Below are 16208 nucleotides of genomic sequence, written 5' to 3'. Positions count from 1 at the left end.
GCCGCTTTGCCTCAAGCACCCTATAATTCCGACTGACTATAAGACTGTCCAAAGTGACTACAACCATAATTAGCTGTGAGCCATTCATGAAAAAATGCCCGCCTGGAATTCCTTTATCCCGTGTTCTGCTCATCCCCGTTGTCAGCACGCTGATTGTTATCGCCGGTTGTTCAAAAGAAACACCAACGGTAACTGATGCAAATCCACAGCAAGCGAGTGCTGCGTCAAACAGTACAGCGTTGGACATTATCCGCATTACACCGGAAGAAGCTAAACAGGCAGCGCAGGAAATTGAGCCACAAGTACCGCTTACGTTGGCTGAGGGGATTAAAGGCGAGCTTTGGGCATCGGAAAAATTATTGGGCGATACTGTTGCAATCCATGTGGATGGCAAAGGCCGCATTTGGGCAGGCATCACCCAGCGCAGCAATAATTCTGAATTTGACATTCGCGCTTATCCCGATTGGGAACATCCGTCGGTAGCATTTTCGACAGTGGAAGATCGCCGCCAATTTTTACACACCGAACTCGCACCGGAAAAAAGTGCGCAGAATGAACGTATACCCGATCGCAATAATGATGGCAGTCACGACTGGCGCGATCTCGCTGTGGTAAAAGAAAAAGTTGTGCGACTGGAAGATACACAGGGCAGCGGCAAAGCTGATTTTGCGCAGACAGTCGTGGAAGATTTTAACAGCGAAGTCACTGATGTAATCGGCGGTATGTTTTACAACGATCAGACCGATACCCTATTCGTTAACGTTGCACCGGATTTTTGGAGTTTGAAAGACACCAATAATGACGGTGTTATGGATACCAAAGTATCGCTCGCGAATGGTTACGCAGTGCACATTGGTTTTAGCGGCCACGGTCTTTCCGGCGCAACTTTAGGCCCGGATGGAAAAATGTATTACAGCATGGGGGATATCGGTACCAGCATTGTCGATAGCACCGGCAAAAAATGGCATTACCCCAACCAAGGCGTTGTAGTACGCAGCGAAGTAGACGGCAGCGATTTTGAAGTTTTTGCTGCAGGTACGCGCAATGTTTATGAGTTTTCATTTGATAAATTCGGCAATTTTATCAGCGTGGATAACGATGGCGACCACGTTGGGGAATATGAACGCATAGTGCATTTGATCGAGGGTTCTGATACCGGTTGGCGAATCAACTGGCAGTTGGGCAAATACAAAGATCCTAAAAATAATAGCTACAAAGTCTGGATGGATGAGGAATATTACAAGCCACAATTCAAAGGCCAGGCCGCACACGTATTGCCGCCGGTTGCTCCCTATCACTCCGGCCCAGCGGGTATGACGTACAACCCCGGTACCGCGTTTAATGATCAATGGAAAGACCATTTCTTCGTTGTGGAATTTGTTGGATCGGCAACGCGCGCGGGTGTAAATGCATTTACGCTTAAACCCAAAGGCGCAAGTTTTGAATTGGCAAGTGACAAAAATGTTTTCCGCGGTGTGCTTGCAACCGGTTTGGATTTTGGCCCTGACGGTGCACTTTATATGAGTGACTGGATTGAAGGCTGGGGACTGAAACAAAAAGGGCGCGTATGGAAATTGGATACACCTGATACTGCCGGCAATCCAATTCGTAAGGAAACCCAAGTGCTGCTCGGTAGCGATTTACGCAAGGAATCCACCGAAAAATTAGTTGTGTTGTTAAGCCATGCTGACATGCGTGTACGCCAAAAAGCGCAATTTGCATTGGTAGACAATCAGCAAATAAAACCGCTGCAAAATTCAGCCGTTTCCTCAGGCAATCAATTAGCGCGTATCCACGCTATCTGGGGCTTGGGACAGATCTTGCGTAAAAATCCGGTTGAACATGCGGTATTAATTAATTTGCTGCAAGATGCCGATCCTGAAATTCGTGCGCAAGCAGCAAAAGTATTGGGTGATGCCCGGACAAAAGAAGCTACTGGCAAATTACTGCCATTGCTGGCCGACAAACATCCGCGCGTACAACTTTACAGTGCGCAAGCGTTGGGACGTATAGGTGCTGAAGAAGCCATTGCACCACTGGTTGCTATGCTGGCGGCTAACAATGAACAAGATGTTTACCTGCGTCATGCTGGCGCGATTGCACTCGGCCGCATTGGCAATCAGGATGCATTGGGGAAATTATCCACTCATCCCTCTGAAGCCGTGCGCATTGCTGCAGTAGTCGCACTAAAGCAATTGGAAAGCCCTGCCCTCGCTTTATTCTTAAATGATAAAAGCGAATTTGTTGTTACCAACGCTGCACGTGCAATTAATGATGATGCGTTGGTAACCGATGCATTGCCTGCGCTCGCACAACTACTCGACAAACCTCGCTTTACCAACGAACCGTTACTGCGTCGCGCAATTAACGCAAACGTTTATGCTGGTGGTAATACTGTGGAGAACGCCAATCGCCTGATTCAATTTGCCCAGCAAAATAATATTCCCGGTGCATTACGCTCTGAAGCTATCAATGCGGTCGCTGTTTGGGGAAACTCATCTAATTATGACCGTGTAACAGGCATGTATCGCGGCCCATTAACGCATCCACAAGCAGAAGCCATTGCAGCAATTACTAGCGGTTACCCGAAGTTGCTTAGCGATAAAGACGCGAGCGTACGTGAAGCAACGGTGCGGGCGCTCGGTGAATTAAATATCCAAAGTGCTAACAAGCAATTGATCACAATGCTCACACAAAATTCAGCTCCATCGGTGCGCATTGCGGCATTGCATACACTCAAAAAGTTTAACCCTGCCAATATGGGCGATCTGGTATTCTCTGCACTCAACGATAAAAACCAGGCCGTGCGTATGGAAGCGTTGGCAATGGTACCGGAATTAAATCTGCCCGTACAACAAGTAGTGGATATGCATGCGCTGTTGTTAAAGAGCGGCACCACCGGTGAACAACAAGCAGCAATGCTCTCACTTGCCAATGTGAAAGCACCTGAAGCAGAAGCCGTATTCGGCGAACAAATGGCGTTACTTATTGAAGGAAAAGTTGCGCCAGAAGTTCAACTGGAGCTTATTACCGCTGCTGAAAAAATCGGTTCACCTGCACTGAAAGAGCAGCTTGCGATTTATGAAGGCAAGAAAGACCAAAACAATCCACTCGATGTTTACCGCGAAACTATTTACGGTGGCGATGCAGAAAAAGGAGTTGCCCTGTTCCGCTACAGTAATTCAACCCAATGTGTTCGCTGTCATATGGTAGGAACACGTGGCAATCGTGTTGGACCTGAATTAACCACTATTGCCCAACGCATTACCCGCGAGCAAATGCTGGAGGCTTTGGTTGCACCTGCTGCACGCATCGCTCCCGGTTTTGGTCGGATTACAGCGGTGTTAAACAATGGTGAGCGGATCGAAGGTTCTTTTGATGCAGAAACCAAAACCACCATGACGATTACGGCTGCTGATAAGAAACATGAAATTAAACGCGCTGATGTTGCCGCTATCGAAACCGGTGGAATTTCCCCAATGCCCCCGATGGGTTTAGCATTAACCAAAGAAGAACTGCGCGATTTGGTGGCTTATCTGGCGACTTTGAAAGAAGAGGTAAATGAAGGACATTAGTAACACCACATTGCCTGGATAAAAAAACTATTCTACTGGTTGTTAGACGCATGAAATTGGCTAGCCAAATCGACAAACGCACGCAGATAATCAATATTCATATCCGCTTCGCGAATGCCCAGGAAAATATTTTTGTGGATGCCTTGTTTACCTAAACGCAATGGCACTACATCCAATTTGCTTGCATATTCTTCTACCAACCAGCGCGGTAGCGCGGTAACACCGCGACCGCTCGCCACCATTTGCATCATGATGTCGGTAGTTTCAATCGGTTTGTGGCGTTTCGGGTTAATGCCGGCAGGTGATAAAAATTGATTGTAAATATCCAATCGTTCAATCGTTACCGGATAAGTGATCAGTACTTCGCCACTTAATTGTGGCGGTTCTACATAATTAACTTTCGCGAGCGGGTGAACGCTGTTCACAACAAGTACCTGCTCATAATCAAATACCGGCTTGTAATGTAAACCCGGTTTGTAGAGTGGATCTGGTGTTACCAAGAGATCAATTTCATAACCAAACAATGCCCCTAATCCGCCGAACTGGAATTTTTGCTTTACGTCGACATCCACATCCGGCCAAGCTGATAAAAACGGCGAAACCAATTTAAGCAGCCATTGGTAACAGGGGTGGCACTCCATCCCGATCCTCAAAGTGCCGCGCTCGCCCTCAGCATATTGGCGTATACGTTCCTCGGCATAATCCAACTGCGGCAACACACGGTTTGCAACGGCGAGAAGATATTGCCCTGCCTGGGTGAGTTTTAAGCTGCGCCCTTCACGCAGCCAGATATCCGTACCCAGGTTTTGTTCCAATTTTTTGATTGTGTGGCTCAATGCCGATTGGGTCAGGCACAGCACACTCGCCGCCGCCGTTAATGAGCCCTGCCGCTCGACCTCCCGCACTACCGTCAAATGGATTCGTTCCAACATTTTGTGCTCCGGGAATGTTTCACATGAACAAAACTAATCTATTTCTGAAAAAATACCATTTTTAATCATGTTTCGACAAGCCTAGTATGCTTCCAACTTTTGCACATCAGCTAAAGAGAGGCATGCTATGGCACTTTTTCATAATCTGGGTTTTCCCCGTATCGGCGCTAAGCGCGAACTGAAATTCGCACAAGAATCCTATTGGAAAGGCCTCTCATCACGCGATGAACTGAAAGCGCTAGGTGCAGAATTACGCAAGCATCACTGGGCAAATCAGGCAGATTTGGATCTGGTACCGGTAGGCGATTTCTCTTTCTACGACCAAGTGCTGGACACCAGCTTCACCCTGGGCAACTTACCCGAGCGCGTACAAGGTTTTCATGGTGATGTACTCGACAATTACTTCCGTGTTGCGCGCGGTCGCTCTGCACAAAATGAAGAGCATACACCGTGCTGCGGCGGTGTTGCTGCCGGTGAAATGACCAAGTGGTTCGATACCAACTATCACTACATCGTTCCTGAATTTACCGCAGGCACCCAATTCAAATTGGACCCAAGCCGCTTGTTAGAGCACCTGGCTGAAGCCAAAGCACAAGGCGTAAAAGCCAAGCCGGTCATTGTTGGCCCGATCACTTACCTTGCGATTGGTAAAGCAAAAGATGATTCAGACAAGCTTGCGTTGCTCGCTGGCTTGTTGCCGGTTTACGTAGAGTTGTTGAACACATTGGCAGCCCAAGGTGTTGAGTGGATTCAAATCGATGAGCCAATTCTTGTCACCGAGTTAGATAATGATTGGAAAGGTGCATTCAAAACGGCGTACGCCGCATTGAACACCGGCAACGTAAAATTGTTGCTCGCGACTTACTTCGGTCAACTGCAAGATAATCTTGAGTTGGTTACAAGCTTACCTATACAAGGCGTGCATTTGGATGCGATTAATGCGCGCAATGAAGTCGAGTTATTAATTGCAAAATTGCCTGCAACCAGCGTGGCATCACTCGGCGTAATTAACGGCCGCAATATCTGGAAAGCTGATCTGAACAGTGTATTGGATTGGTTGGAACCCATTGCTGCAAAACTGGGAGACCGCTTATGGGTTGCACCATCCTGTTCATTGCTGCACGTACCGGTTGATTTGGCGAGCGAGCAAAAACTGGATGCCGATATTAAATCCTGGTTGGCCTACGCGTTACAAAAACTTGGCGAGCTGAAAATTTTATCCGTTGCGTTGAAGCAAGGTCGCGATGCAGTAAAAAATGAGCTGGCAGAAAATAAAGCCGCTATCGAAGCGCGCCGTAATTCTCCACGCGTTAATAATCCGGCTGTTAAAGCGGCGATCGCACAATTGACTGCACAATTGGGACAACGCAAAAGCGCTTATGCAGTACGCGCGGCAAAACAAGCGGCATTGTTGAGATTGCCAGCTTACCCAACTACTACCATTGGCTCCTTCCCGCAAACGGCAGAAATTCGTCAAGCGCGTAGCCAATTTAAAGCAGGCGAGATAAACGAAGCTGCTTACAAAGATGCAATGCGTGCAGAAATTGCGCGCAGCGTAAAAGAACAAACTGAATTGGAACTGGATGTATTTGTACACGGCGAAGCCGAGCGCAATGACATGGTGGAATATTTCGGCGAACAACTCGACGGTTATGCGTTCAGCCAATTTGGTTGGGTGCAATCCTACGGTTCACGTTGCGTGAAGCCGCCAATCCTGGTCGGTGATATCAGCCGTCCGAAAGCGATGACGGTTGAGTGGACTCAATACGCACAATCGCTTACCGACAAACCAATGAAAGGTATGTTGACTGGTCCGGTGACAATGCTGAACTGGTCTTTTGTTCGCGACGATCAACCGCGTTCAGTATCTTGCTATCAATTGGCACTGGCGATTCGCGAAGAAGTGTTGGACTTGGAAAAGGCGGGCGTGAAAGTAATCCAGATCGACGAAGCCGCATTACGTGAAGGTTTACCGCTGCGTAAAGCCCAATGGCAAGAGTATCTGGATTGGGCGGTTGAATCTTTTCGCATTACGGCGAACGGTGTGGAAGACGAAACGCAAATTCATACCCACATGTGCTATTCCGAGTTCAACGACATCATCAAATCCATCGCCGATATGGATGCCGACGTTATCACTATCGAAACATCACGTTCCGATATGGAATTGCTGGATGCATTTGATAACTTCAATTATCCCAACGGGATTGGCCCGGGTGTTTACGATATTCACTCGCCAAACATTCCAACGGAAGGGCACATGGTGCAGCTTATGCTGAAGGCTGCTGAGCGTATCCCGGCTGCACGTTTATGGGTAAACCCGGATTGCGGTTTGAAAACCCGTCAATGGAATGAAGTAATTCCTGCGCTCACCAACATGGTGTCAGCTGCTAAGAAACTGCGCGCTGCAAGCTAATTAAGGCAATAAAAAAAACCGCTATCAATAATCAGAAATGGTTATTGATAGCGGTTTTTGCTTTTTAAAAATTGAATTAGTGCTTACAGGTTTTTGGATTATCTTTTACAAAATAACTTTTGTAATTCCTGGCCTTTTTATCCATACAGCCCTCCAGATTTAATATCCGAACCTTGCGAAAATCAGTTGGATGGCTCTCTGCTTGCAGGGCGATAAACCCTTTGCCGTTAGGTGTGCGATCATCCCACTGCAAATCCGTATATTCCAAAACTTTTTTGCCATTAATAAAGTGCTCGGCTTTTTCGCTGCCATGTACGATCAACTCGGCAGTAACCCACTGGTCGCCGTGAAAGGTATCACTGCTCGAATTAATAATATGGTCCTCGGTAAATTTGCCGTTGAATACAACATGGGTGCCGGGAGTACAAAGGTTGCCAGTGGTACGAGGATCTTTGCCGTTACCGCCTAATAATTGATACTCCATGCTACCGGGAAAATCTTGCTCAACCGTCATACTTTTTGGATCCTGGGTGTGATACATAATCCCGTTATTGCGATATGCCCACGCCGGACCACCTTTCACCTGGTCGCCGACAAAACGATATTCCACTTGAATTTTGTAATATGAAAACGCCCCGGCATTGGAAAAAATATGCCCAAAGCGATTATCAAAATTACTGTAGTGGTCATAGCGGGCCTGCATGATGCCATTTTTAACTCGAAAGGTATTAAATGCATTTTCACCCAGCGGATAACCACGGATTTTAATCGTCCAATTACTCAGGTCCTTGCCATTAAACAACTCGACCCACTCCTCCTTGTCAGGATTAGTTGCGGCAGATAGAGGTTGGCAAATGGTATTAAATACGAGGGCGGCAAATAAAGCTTTAGCAGAAAAAAGCCTGGTCATATCAGATCATCCTGGTTATTAGTGTTGTGCCACTGAATTTAACCGAATTATCAGATAAACGGGAGGGCCTTTACAAAAACATACTCGCCCGGAATGCAGATCAACACCTGCGCAGGGTCAAATACTTGACCAACTATCACCATAAAGAACCTCATAATGTGGCTCCCTTATGATTTGGCATCCGACACTCTTCAAAAAAATTGTTTGACCTGAAGACAGTTCACATCCGGCATGAACATAAAAGGCTTGCCGAGCGCGCTTGGGAAATGCCTTGAAATATTTGGCTCGCTCGATCAATAACCAACGCAAGAAAATTTCTGATGTATCCAATCCAAGTCCGACGAATAACAAATCATTATTGAACACAATATGCAGCCAGGTATTGCAACCATTCCACTCTCCATTGTTTTTGTCAGAAAATAAACGTTTGGTACCACCTTTATGAATCAGCGCCCTCGCCCGCTCAACCGATCCCATATAGTGGCTCAATCCCAACCGGATACTGCGCGAGTAACGCTTGATTCCGTTAATGTGCCAGATCGCAAACTCCCGCTCGATATTTTCGATTTCACTTTCTGCAAAATAACTTGCCCACGGATAAAAATCGGTAAAACTCACTGCATTGTTATGATGCAATTTCAAACCGGCACAATCCGCTAGGGTTTCATCGAAATTCGTTGTTAATAATGGAGCATTGCGCCGTTTGGCCCACTGGACTATCGCATGATGATGCGGCTTCGCATTCCAGCCGACCAGAAAATTACAGAATTCTTTTTGCAGGTTTTTGGTTTTGAATTTACTGCTTAAATCAAGCGCGTCGTAAAATTCGGTGAGTGATATTCCGAGCGGAATATCTTTTGGATCATCATCGGTATGCTTTATCCATAAATCCAGCAACATCGCATCCCATGAATTGAGATTACCATCGCTGTTATAGCGATTGATACCGTTGCCAACAATCAATGCTAATTGACTGTTGGAATTTTTAAGGATGCTTTTAAGATTCATTGTTATAACTTTACTCAACCAGCACGCGTAGCCAAAATCGCCACAATATCGAGCGGTTCTCGATAAAGCGCAAAATCAGTTTCGCGAGTTTGGATAGCCAGGATAGACATGCGGTCTGCAAGCTCATTGCCTTGCACACCAACGTGACCATTTACATGCAAAACTTGTACTTTCTCTTTCAGAACCTGATGCAGTGAATAAATTTCTTTGATCAGCTCCAGATTTTTAATCTCCCCGCCCTTCTTTTTCCATCCTGCTTTTTCCCAACCAATTGCCCACAAAGTGACGCATTGGATGGAATACTGGGAGTCAGAAAAAACCGCCGCAGTTTTATTCTTGGTAATTTCGTCTTTTGCCAACAACAACCCTTGATGCAATGCATTTAACTCAGCAGTATTGTTCGTTCCCATTGGGTTGTACAAACCGTACCAGAGCTCAGCCAGTTTATTATCGCGATAAACCGACAAACCAGAACCAGCCTCTCCAGGGTTGGGTTCGCAGCCACCGTCCGTAAATATTTTTACATCGACAGGTAATGAATTTACTTCTGCGGCATTGTAGGTTTTGATCTTGGTACCACTTGGTACAGCTCGTCCACTGCCCGCTGTTGGTTTGGCATTTCCAAAAGCGGCTTCGGCTTCTTCCCGAGTTAAAAATGATTTGTAACGCGCACCCACAAATCCGTCTACCTGCTTTTTACAAGTAGCCCAGTCTGTAAAAATCCCCGTCTCACGCCCTGCCCATACCACATAAAATTTTGAAGCCATTGGTAACTCTTGGTTAATTTCTGATTAATAAGGCAACATGACAAAGCATTACCGCCATAAATTACATAAATATAAAGTGGTTTAAAGCTCCCCACCTTGCTTGGTTTCTTTCATCTGCCCAACCAATCTAACCGCTACAAATACCAAAGCGCCAACTGCTGTGAGTAATACAATCCAGAAGAGAATTGTTTTCCAGCTGAAGATGGCTGCATGGCGAGCGAAGGAGCTGATGGATGGATTCAGTTCCTCAAATTTTACTTGCACCCATTTGGCTTCTTTATTACTCAGTAATTGAGAAAAGATTTGGAGATTATTTTGCTGGCTATCAGGAGCAGCCTGACTATCTATCGCAATATTGTAAGGTGCCGCGTTGTTGGCGATAAATTGCAGGTGTTGTGGCTGACGATGGAATACCAGCATTGGCTTCAAGGTTTTACGAACTTGCTCGCTAAACTCAACCCGCCAATAAACTTCGCTAGCACTCTGGAGGCTTATTGGATTGCTGTGCCGCCACTCATTGCCTACTTGTGCATTAAACCAAATTCCCTGATGGACTAATTGCCAGGATTTCTTCTCACTGGAACGTGAAAATACTTTTATGCTATCGCCGTAAGCTGTCGTGCCAAGATTCAAACTGACACCATTGAGCGGAGCTATATCTTCACGGGTAAATTCCCATGCGGCCACGGGAGTGTTTTTGAGATCAGCAGAGCGCAATGCGGAGTCCTGTTCATCTGCAAGTTCACCATTTACGCTCCATATATCTGCTGCAGGTACATTGGGGATTTTATCGGTGTTTTCGACATGCACGTCGGTCAATTCCAGCTTTTCGCCACCACGAGTAAATTTCAAGCGCAGATAAGCATATTGTTTTTCTGCGACATTAAGTGTGATTTTATTGCTGGTAAGCCGCTCACCGTCTTTCTGAAGTTGCGCTAATGTACCTTGGGCAAGAGACGCCCAATTAGTGAGATCATTAGTACCACTCACCTGCACTTCCAGATACTGGTTGGTTTCATTTACTTGCCAATTCACAATCAGTTTATCGGCACGCTCTCTTAATTCGCTCAGGTCTACCACATAAAAATCAATGGGTGCAGTTTGCTCTTGCAATTCGGTGTTGATAGTTTTTTCGGCGCTTACTGAGATTCCGTTGTCATCCAAACGAATAGATGCGCTACTCAATGCCAAAATTATCTCCGGTGGCACACCTACAGCAACCGGAAAAAATCGTACGCTTTTCTGATGGGATTGTTCACTGGTTTGTGTGCTCGGTGGGGTAATGCGATACGGTAATTTGTTACCCTCTTTATCGGTAACTACAACATCGTTTAATTGGATGCTGGATGAATAACGATAAATATCGTGGGTGATAGTAGTTTGTAGATAAGTTTCTGCTGCATCTTTTATTTGATAGACAGGGATAACATCTGCATTCGCCCATGTACCCAAGCTCAATAACAAACCACCAACAGAAAGATATTTATTTACGCATTTCATTCGATATTTACCTCGTAACATTCTTAAACACTCGCAGACAGTTCTCGCTGACCAGAAAAGCGACGCCTATTGGACACTCTCTTCTTCTGCCAGTTTCGCCTTGGCTGGAATTGGTGATAAATAGCCAATCAACAGCATCAAACCGCCTACCGCCATAAACGACGCAATACGCGCGAGCGTACCTGTACCCATAAGGTCTTTGGTGAATAGTTTTACCAATACCAATCCGAGAAGCGCAGCTCCTAACATCCATAAACTGCGATTTTGTAATCGACGGGAAAGATTCATAACAATAAGCGCACAAATCGTCCAAAGAATAGACAGCGCCATTTGCACGACTACAGAATCCCACAGGATCTGAGGAATGTAAGCCACTCCGGTGTAATGGTGGATCGCACGCAGTAAGACTACATTAATCCACACAAAACCCAATGCGCCCATCGCACCATAGCGTAACTCCACCGGCATTTTATCCGCACCGATGAAACCACGTTTAATCACATAGGCAAAAATCAATAGCACTGCTGCTTGCGCAAGATCCAACGGATTCAGAATGGGTAAATAAAATTGATCTGTAATTCCAGAATAGCGACAGGCATAAATAAACCAGAGCAGTAAAAAGAAAATCAGCGGTGCGGGGATTAGATTTTTATAATCAGCCTGATACTGGGCAAGCGGCCAAATAGACTTATTGACAAGATTCAAGAGTGCAATCAATGGAACAACAAGGCATACAAACCACAAAACTGCTGCGCTAGTGCCATACCATTCCAATTCGCGTTGCCAATAACTCGCTTCCCAGTAAACCAGACTAAATAAAAACCATGCCGTTAATATATGGAACACACTCAGCAAACTGCACGAACTACTTTCATGTTGGCGCCAGAGGAATCGGTATTGCACCAGCACAAACGCGAGCAATGCCAATAGCCCCCAACCTTGCGATGGATAGGCATCGTAGCCGATAAAAAGTGATTCGCCGAAATTGCGCATTGCCACTAGTGATGTGAGCGGCAATAACCAAAAACCCAAGCGTGTCAATTGCGGCCATTGGATTTTTAAACCTGGCAATAACACTGCAACGATAGACAGTGCGAAAAACAGGATCAACGATGGGAAATGTTGCTCCCCGGGAATATGTCCCTGAATCTCGTTATACCCTGCAGCTAACCACCATAGCCAACCAATGACTAATGTGAATTGCTGTAGTGGTTTTTCAAAGCGGCTGGTGTGTTCGAGGTGACGAGTTAGCAGATAGGAAATACACAAAGTGGTAGCAGCCAGCATAAGCAAGCCAATAAAATCGCCGCTGATAATCGGCGTGTCTCCTGCATTTACGCCCTTAATAATTAAAGAAAGAGCCGCGGCGATATGCAATAAATAACCGGCAAACCTTGGCAGTAACCGCTGTTGTCGCAAGCCCACCCATATCAACCCGGTTGCTTCCAGGGCCCATGTTGCAGAAGTCCATTGCGCATCCAACGCAAGCGGAATCGTGAGAGTGGCAAAGGTAACCCCAAGCGCAATAAAAGATTCAATCAGCACACGATGAGTGTGTTGGTATTTAGCCCATAATACACGCGCTAGTGCGATATAAATTATCGCAAGAATTAACGCACTGATCGCCAGACCATATTCGGTGTGTTTCAACAATGCGGTTTGCAATCCGAAACCGACAACAGGCAACCCAAATACCAAACTGCCATCTACCAGACCTTTCAAATTGGGTGGCTGCTTAAGCGAAAATAACACCGATACAATTAAGTAGAGCGCAAAGAATGCGAGCAAAAATGGTTGTGTGCTGGCATATAACTGCGGCTCGTACTTAAGTACGCCCCACGTGGAAGTAATTACAAACGTAAAGACAAAACCGACCCAATTCAGTAATCGCCAGGTTTTAAACCAGGCAATTGCAAGAATGCCGATATTAAGTAACAGATAAAAACTGAATAGACCTACATGATTACCGGAACCATCCGAGGTAAGAATGGGAGTGAGAAAACCACCCGCAGTTGCCATCAAGGCAAGTACCTGTGCATTTTGCAGAATCGCCAACGCCGCACCGAGTATTACGATCACAAACATCAAACCAAATGCAGCACCGGTCGGCATAAGTGAATACATTTTTGCGGCGGCAAATACCGTGAGATATAAAGCGGCAATTCCGCCCCCCTGGAGTACCAAACCGTAACCACCCTCTTTCGCGCGGGTTTTCCAACCTAACCCGATCAAGGTGATCGCCACTGCTGCTACCGCAGCCATGCGCAATTCAATCGGCAACATACCTTGATTGGAAGCATATTTAATGAGGAAGCTCAAACCAAAAAACATTACCACCATGCCGATGCGCACAATCGGATTGCCTTCAGTAAAGAAGCGATGGACATAGGCAAGGAATTTTTCAATCGGATTAGGTATTGCAGGTCCTGCGGGAAGAACTGTTTGAGGCTTGTATTGTGTCGCTGCTGGCTGAGGTTGCACTTGCGGTTGCGCAGATTCCATCGCCAGCGCTTCGAGCCCAGCATCGCCTATCGGTAAATCCAAAGGTGCTTTTGGTTGCTCAACAAACGCCGCTTCCGGCGGCAATTCAATGCCGTGGGCTTTTAAGCGCTCTGCCAATGGAATTTTTATATGTGCTGGTTCAGCAGCAGATGTCGCCGGCGTCTGCTTAACCGGTACAGATTCTTGTGCTGTTATTTTAAGTTGTTGCTGTGCTTGTTGCTGCAGCACATGCACATCGCGTTCAAGCCGCTTTATTGTGCTGGTCATTTGGAAAATTTTGGTGATTAAAAAACCGAGCGCACCACCGATAATCCAGCCATTGTTATAAAACACGGCTTCCCCGAGCCCCATACCGACAAGGGTAAAAATAATAACCAACGCCATATAAATTCCTTATTTATTATGTTCACCAGTAATGACCTGAACAGTCTTAAGCGGTTCCAATACCTTCTCGTGCTCCAGTTGCCATCCTACTGAAGCACAGAGCTGTTGCATCATAAACTGCACTTGTTTTTGTGCGATCTCCGGTAGCTCACTTGCCTGCGCTTTTTCTTGCATCAATTTTTTGGCTTCAGCGAGAATTGCTGTGTAATCATCGTTATCAAATTTATTGAGAATGCCTTGATTGATGTCGTAAAACCTGTAATCGGTGTCGATGGAAATAATTTCTGGATCGGCAAAATGTTCGATCACCAATGTGCGATTGGTATGATCGCGGCGAAAACGCATTTTGGAGAAATCGAAACCCACTGATACTTTCGCTTTGGCAACCACCAATGCCTTGCTATGGGTTTTGAAAAGGCCGAAAAAATCCCGTTTTTCATTGTGATCATAAATCTCAGTGAAATAACCTTCGGCCAAAACGATCTTGAATACTCTCTCGATACGCTCCAACAAAATATGCGATTCAACGGCCGTATCATGCTTGGGAGCCTGTAATTTTTTGCTGTGATACCACTTGAATATCTGCCAGGTAGCAACGCCACCCAGGATCATCGCAAGTATAAAAACGAGAGCATCCATTGGAGAATCCTTAACCAGATCGGGTTAAAACAAACGTCGGCCAGCTTAAACGGGCTTGGCATCAAAGTCTATTTGCCGCAGGCCATAGTTGATGAGGTAGAATAGAGCCCCCGTAAAGGCCCTGCCCGACGAGACTCCATGCCTGATTCTAATGCTGACAAACCCCGCATTATTCCACTTGTTTACCAGCCGGATTCCAGCAACTGGTTTGTCGCTGTGCGTCACTTACCCAACGCAATCTGGCTGGATTCAGGCCATCCCGGTAGCAGCTATGGTCGCTTCGATATTATTAGTGCTGCGCCGCAATGCCTGCTGGAGACGCAGGGATCGACTACATCGATTCGCTACCATGATGGGCGGAAAGAAGATTCCCCGCTCGATCCCTTTTTTCTGCTAAAACAACTGCTGCCTGCAAATAAAGGCACTGGAGAACTTCCCTTTAGCGGAGGCGCACTCGGTTATTTTGGCTACGATCTTGGTCGCCGCCTGGAAAAACTTCCCTGTATTGCCCGTGATGATATCGCCCTGCCGGATATGTGCGTTGGCATCTACACCTGGGCGATTGTGCTGGATCACCGCGACCAAAAAGCCTGGTTGGCGATTAACAGTACCTTGAGCGAAAGCCTTGGTGGCGCTTATAACTTTTTTGAAATCGAGCAACTTTGTACTGACAAGTCGAAAACTCAAGCGTTCCACGACGTAAAGTCAAACATCAAGAGTGATGAAAATTCATTTAAAATCAATAGGTTTGAGAGCAATATTAATGTAAGTCAGTATCAAGCGGCATTGGCAAAAATCGAGGATTACATCTACGCAGGTGATTGCTACCAAGTCAATTTTGCCCAGCGTTTCAGTACAGAATTCAGTGGAGATTCCTTTACTGCATATCTGGCATTACGCGATGCACTTCCCTCGCCTTTCTCCGGTTTTATGCAGTTGGAAGGTGGAGCAATCCTGAGTTTGTCACCTGAGCGGTTTATTCAGGCCAATGGTAAACAAGTTGAAACCAAGCCAATCAAAGGCACGATCAAACGCGGCATAAACCCGGCGGAAGATGCGGAAAACGCACAATGGTTGCTAACCAGCCAGAAGAATCGCGCCGAGAATGTAATGATTGTGGATTTATTGCGCAATGATTTAAGCAAGCATTGCAATAATGTCCGTGTACCGGCGCTTTGCGAGTTACAGACATTCGCTAATGTGCATCATTTGGTAAGCACAGTAACGGGCGAATTGAAAAGCGAGGCGACTGCCATCGATGTGTTGCGTGACGCATTCCCTGGCGGCAGCATTACCGGGGCGCCTAAAATCCGTGCGATGGAAATCATCGAAGAATTGGAGCCAACCCGCCGTTCACTCTATTGCGGCAGTCTTGGTTACATTAGTGCCGACGGACAGATGGATACCAGCATTGCCATTCGCACACTGGTTTGCGACGGCAACAAAATTCACTGTTGGGGTGGCGGCGGAATAGTCGCGGACTCGGAAATCGAACAGGAATACCGCGAATCGATTGCAAAAGTAAAAGTGTTAATGGACACGCTCGAGCAAAAATTTAAACGCTAACCAAACACG

General features: G+C 46.3%; 10 protein-coding genes. 3 read left to right on the top strand and 7 right to left on the bottom strand.

From position 1 onward, the window contains the following. Window positions 1–86 precede the first annotated feature (86 nt). Window positions 87–3575, top strand: coding sequence for a HEAT repeat domain-containing protein (locus tag AC1RJL_RS16640; protein WP_492916053.1), 3489 nt, complete (start codon window positions 87–89; stop codon window positions 3573–3575). Between the two features lie 32 nt (window positions 3576–3607). Here AC1RJL_RS16640 and AC1RJL_RS16635 read toward each other — a convergent pair whose 3' ends face one another. Continuing rightward, a complete protein-coding gene (locus tag AC1RJL_RS16635; RefSeq protein WP_492916051.1) occupies window positions 3608–4507 on the bottom strand; it encodes a LysR family transcriptional regulator in 900 nt (299 codons plus the stop codon). 127 nt (window positions 4508–4634) lie between these two features. Here AC1RJL_RS16635 and metE point away from each other — a divergent pair, with 127 nt between their 5' ends. Continuing rightward, a complete protein-coding gene (metE, locus tag AC1RJL_RS16630; RefSeq protein WP_492916049.1) occupies window positions 4635–6923 on the top strand; it encodes a 5-methyltetrahydropteroyltriglutamate--homocysteine S-methyltransferase in 2289 nt (762 codons plus the stop codon). A 76-nt stretch (window positions 6924–6999) separates the two neighbouring features. On the opposite strand, the gene AC1RJL_RS16625 is transcribed toward metE, so the two are convergent. The 6 genes from AC1RJL_RS16625 to AC1RJL_RS16600 form a co-directional block, all read right to left on the bottom strand. Continuing rightward, window positions 7000–7833: a 3-keto-disaccharide hydrolase gene (locus AC1RJL_RS16625; protein WP_492916047.1), complete on the bottom strand. Its 834-nt coding sequence runs from the start codon at window positions 7831–7833 to the stop codon at window positions 7000–7002. A 117-nt stretch (window positions 7834–7950) separates the two neighbouring features. Next, a complete protein-coding gene (locus AC1RJL_RS16620) occupies window positions 7951–8841 on the bottom strand; it encodes a hypothetical protein (protein WP_492916045.1) in 891 nt (296 codons plus the stop codon). A gap of 14 nt (window positions 8842–8855) precedes the next feature. Continuing rightward, a complete protein-coding gene (locus tag AC1RJL_RS16615) occupies window positions 8856–9608 on the bottom strand; it encodes a ribonuclease H1 domain-containing protein (RefSeq protein ID WP_492916043.1) in 753 nt (250 codons plus the stop codon). 81 nt (window positions 9609–9689) lie between these two features. After that, window positions 9690–11108, bottom strand: a complete 1419-nt coding sequence (locus AC1RJL_RS16610; RefSeq protein WP_492916041.1) for a DUF3999 family protein — start codon at window positions 11106–11108, stop codon at window positions 9690–9692. 66 nt (window positions 11109–11174) lie between these two features. Further along, the gene (locus AC1RJL_RS16605) at window positions 11175–13994 is read right to left on the bottom strand and encodes a DUF2339 domain-containing protein (protein WP_492916039.1); all 2820 of its coding nucleotides are present in this window, start codon (window positions 13992–13994) and stop codon (window positions 11175–11177) included. Between the two features lie 9 nt (window positions 13995–14003). Then, window positions 14004–14633, bottom strand: coding sequence for a DUF4230 domain-containing protein (locus AC1RJL_RS16600; RefSeq protein ID WP_492916037.1), 630 nt, complete (start codon window positions 14631–14633; stop codon window positions 14004–14006). A gap of 138 nt (window positions 14634–14771) precedes the next feature. Here AC1RJL_RS16600 and pabB point away from each other — a divergent pair, with 138 nt between their 5' ends. Next, on the top strand, window positions 14772–16199 hold the full coding sequence (pabB, locus tag AC1RJL_RS16595; RefSeq protein ID WP_492916035.1) for an aminodeoxychorismate synthase component I: 1428 nt from the start codon (window positions 14772–14774) through the stop codon (window positions 16197–16199). Window positions 16200–16208 lie beyond the last annotated feature (9 nt).

The sequence above is a fragment of the Cellvibrio sp. GW822-FHT04B05 genome (assembly GCF_058800985.1).
This window is presented reverse-complemented; position numbering and strand designations above follow the sequence as displayed.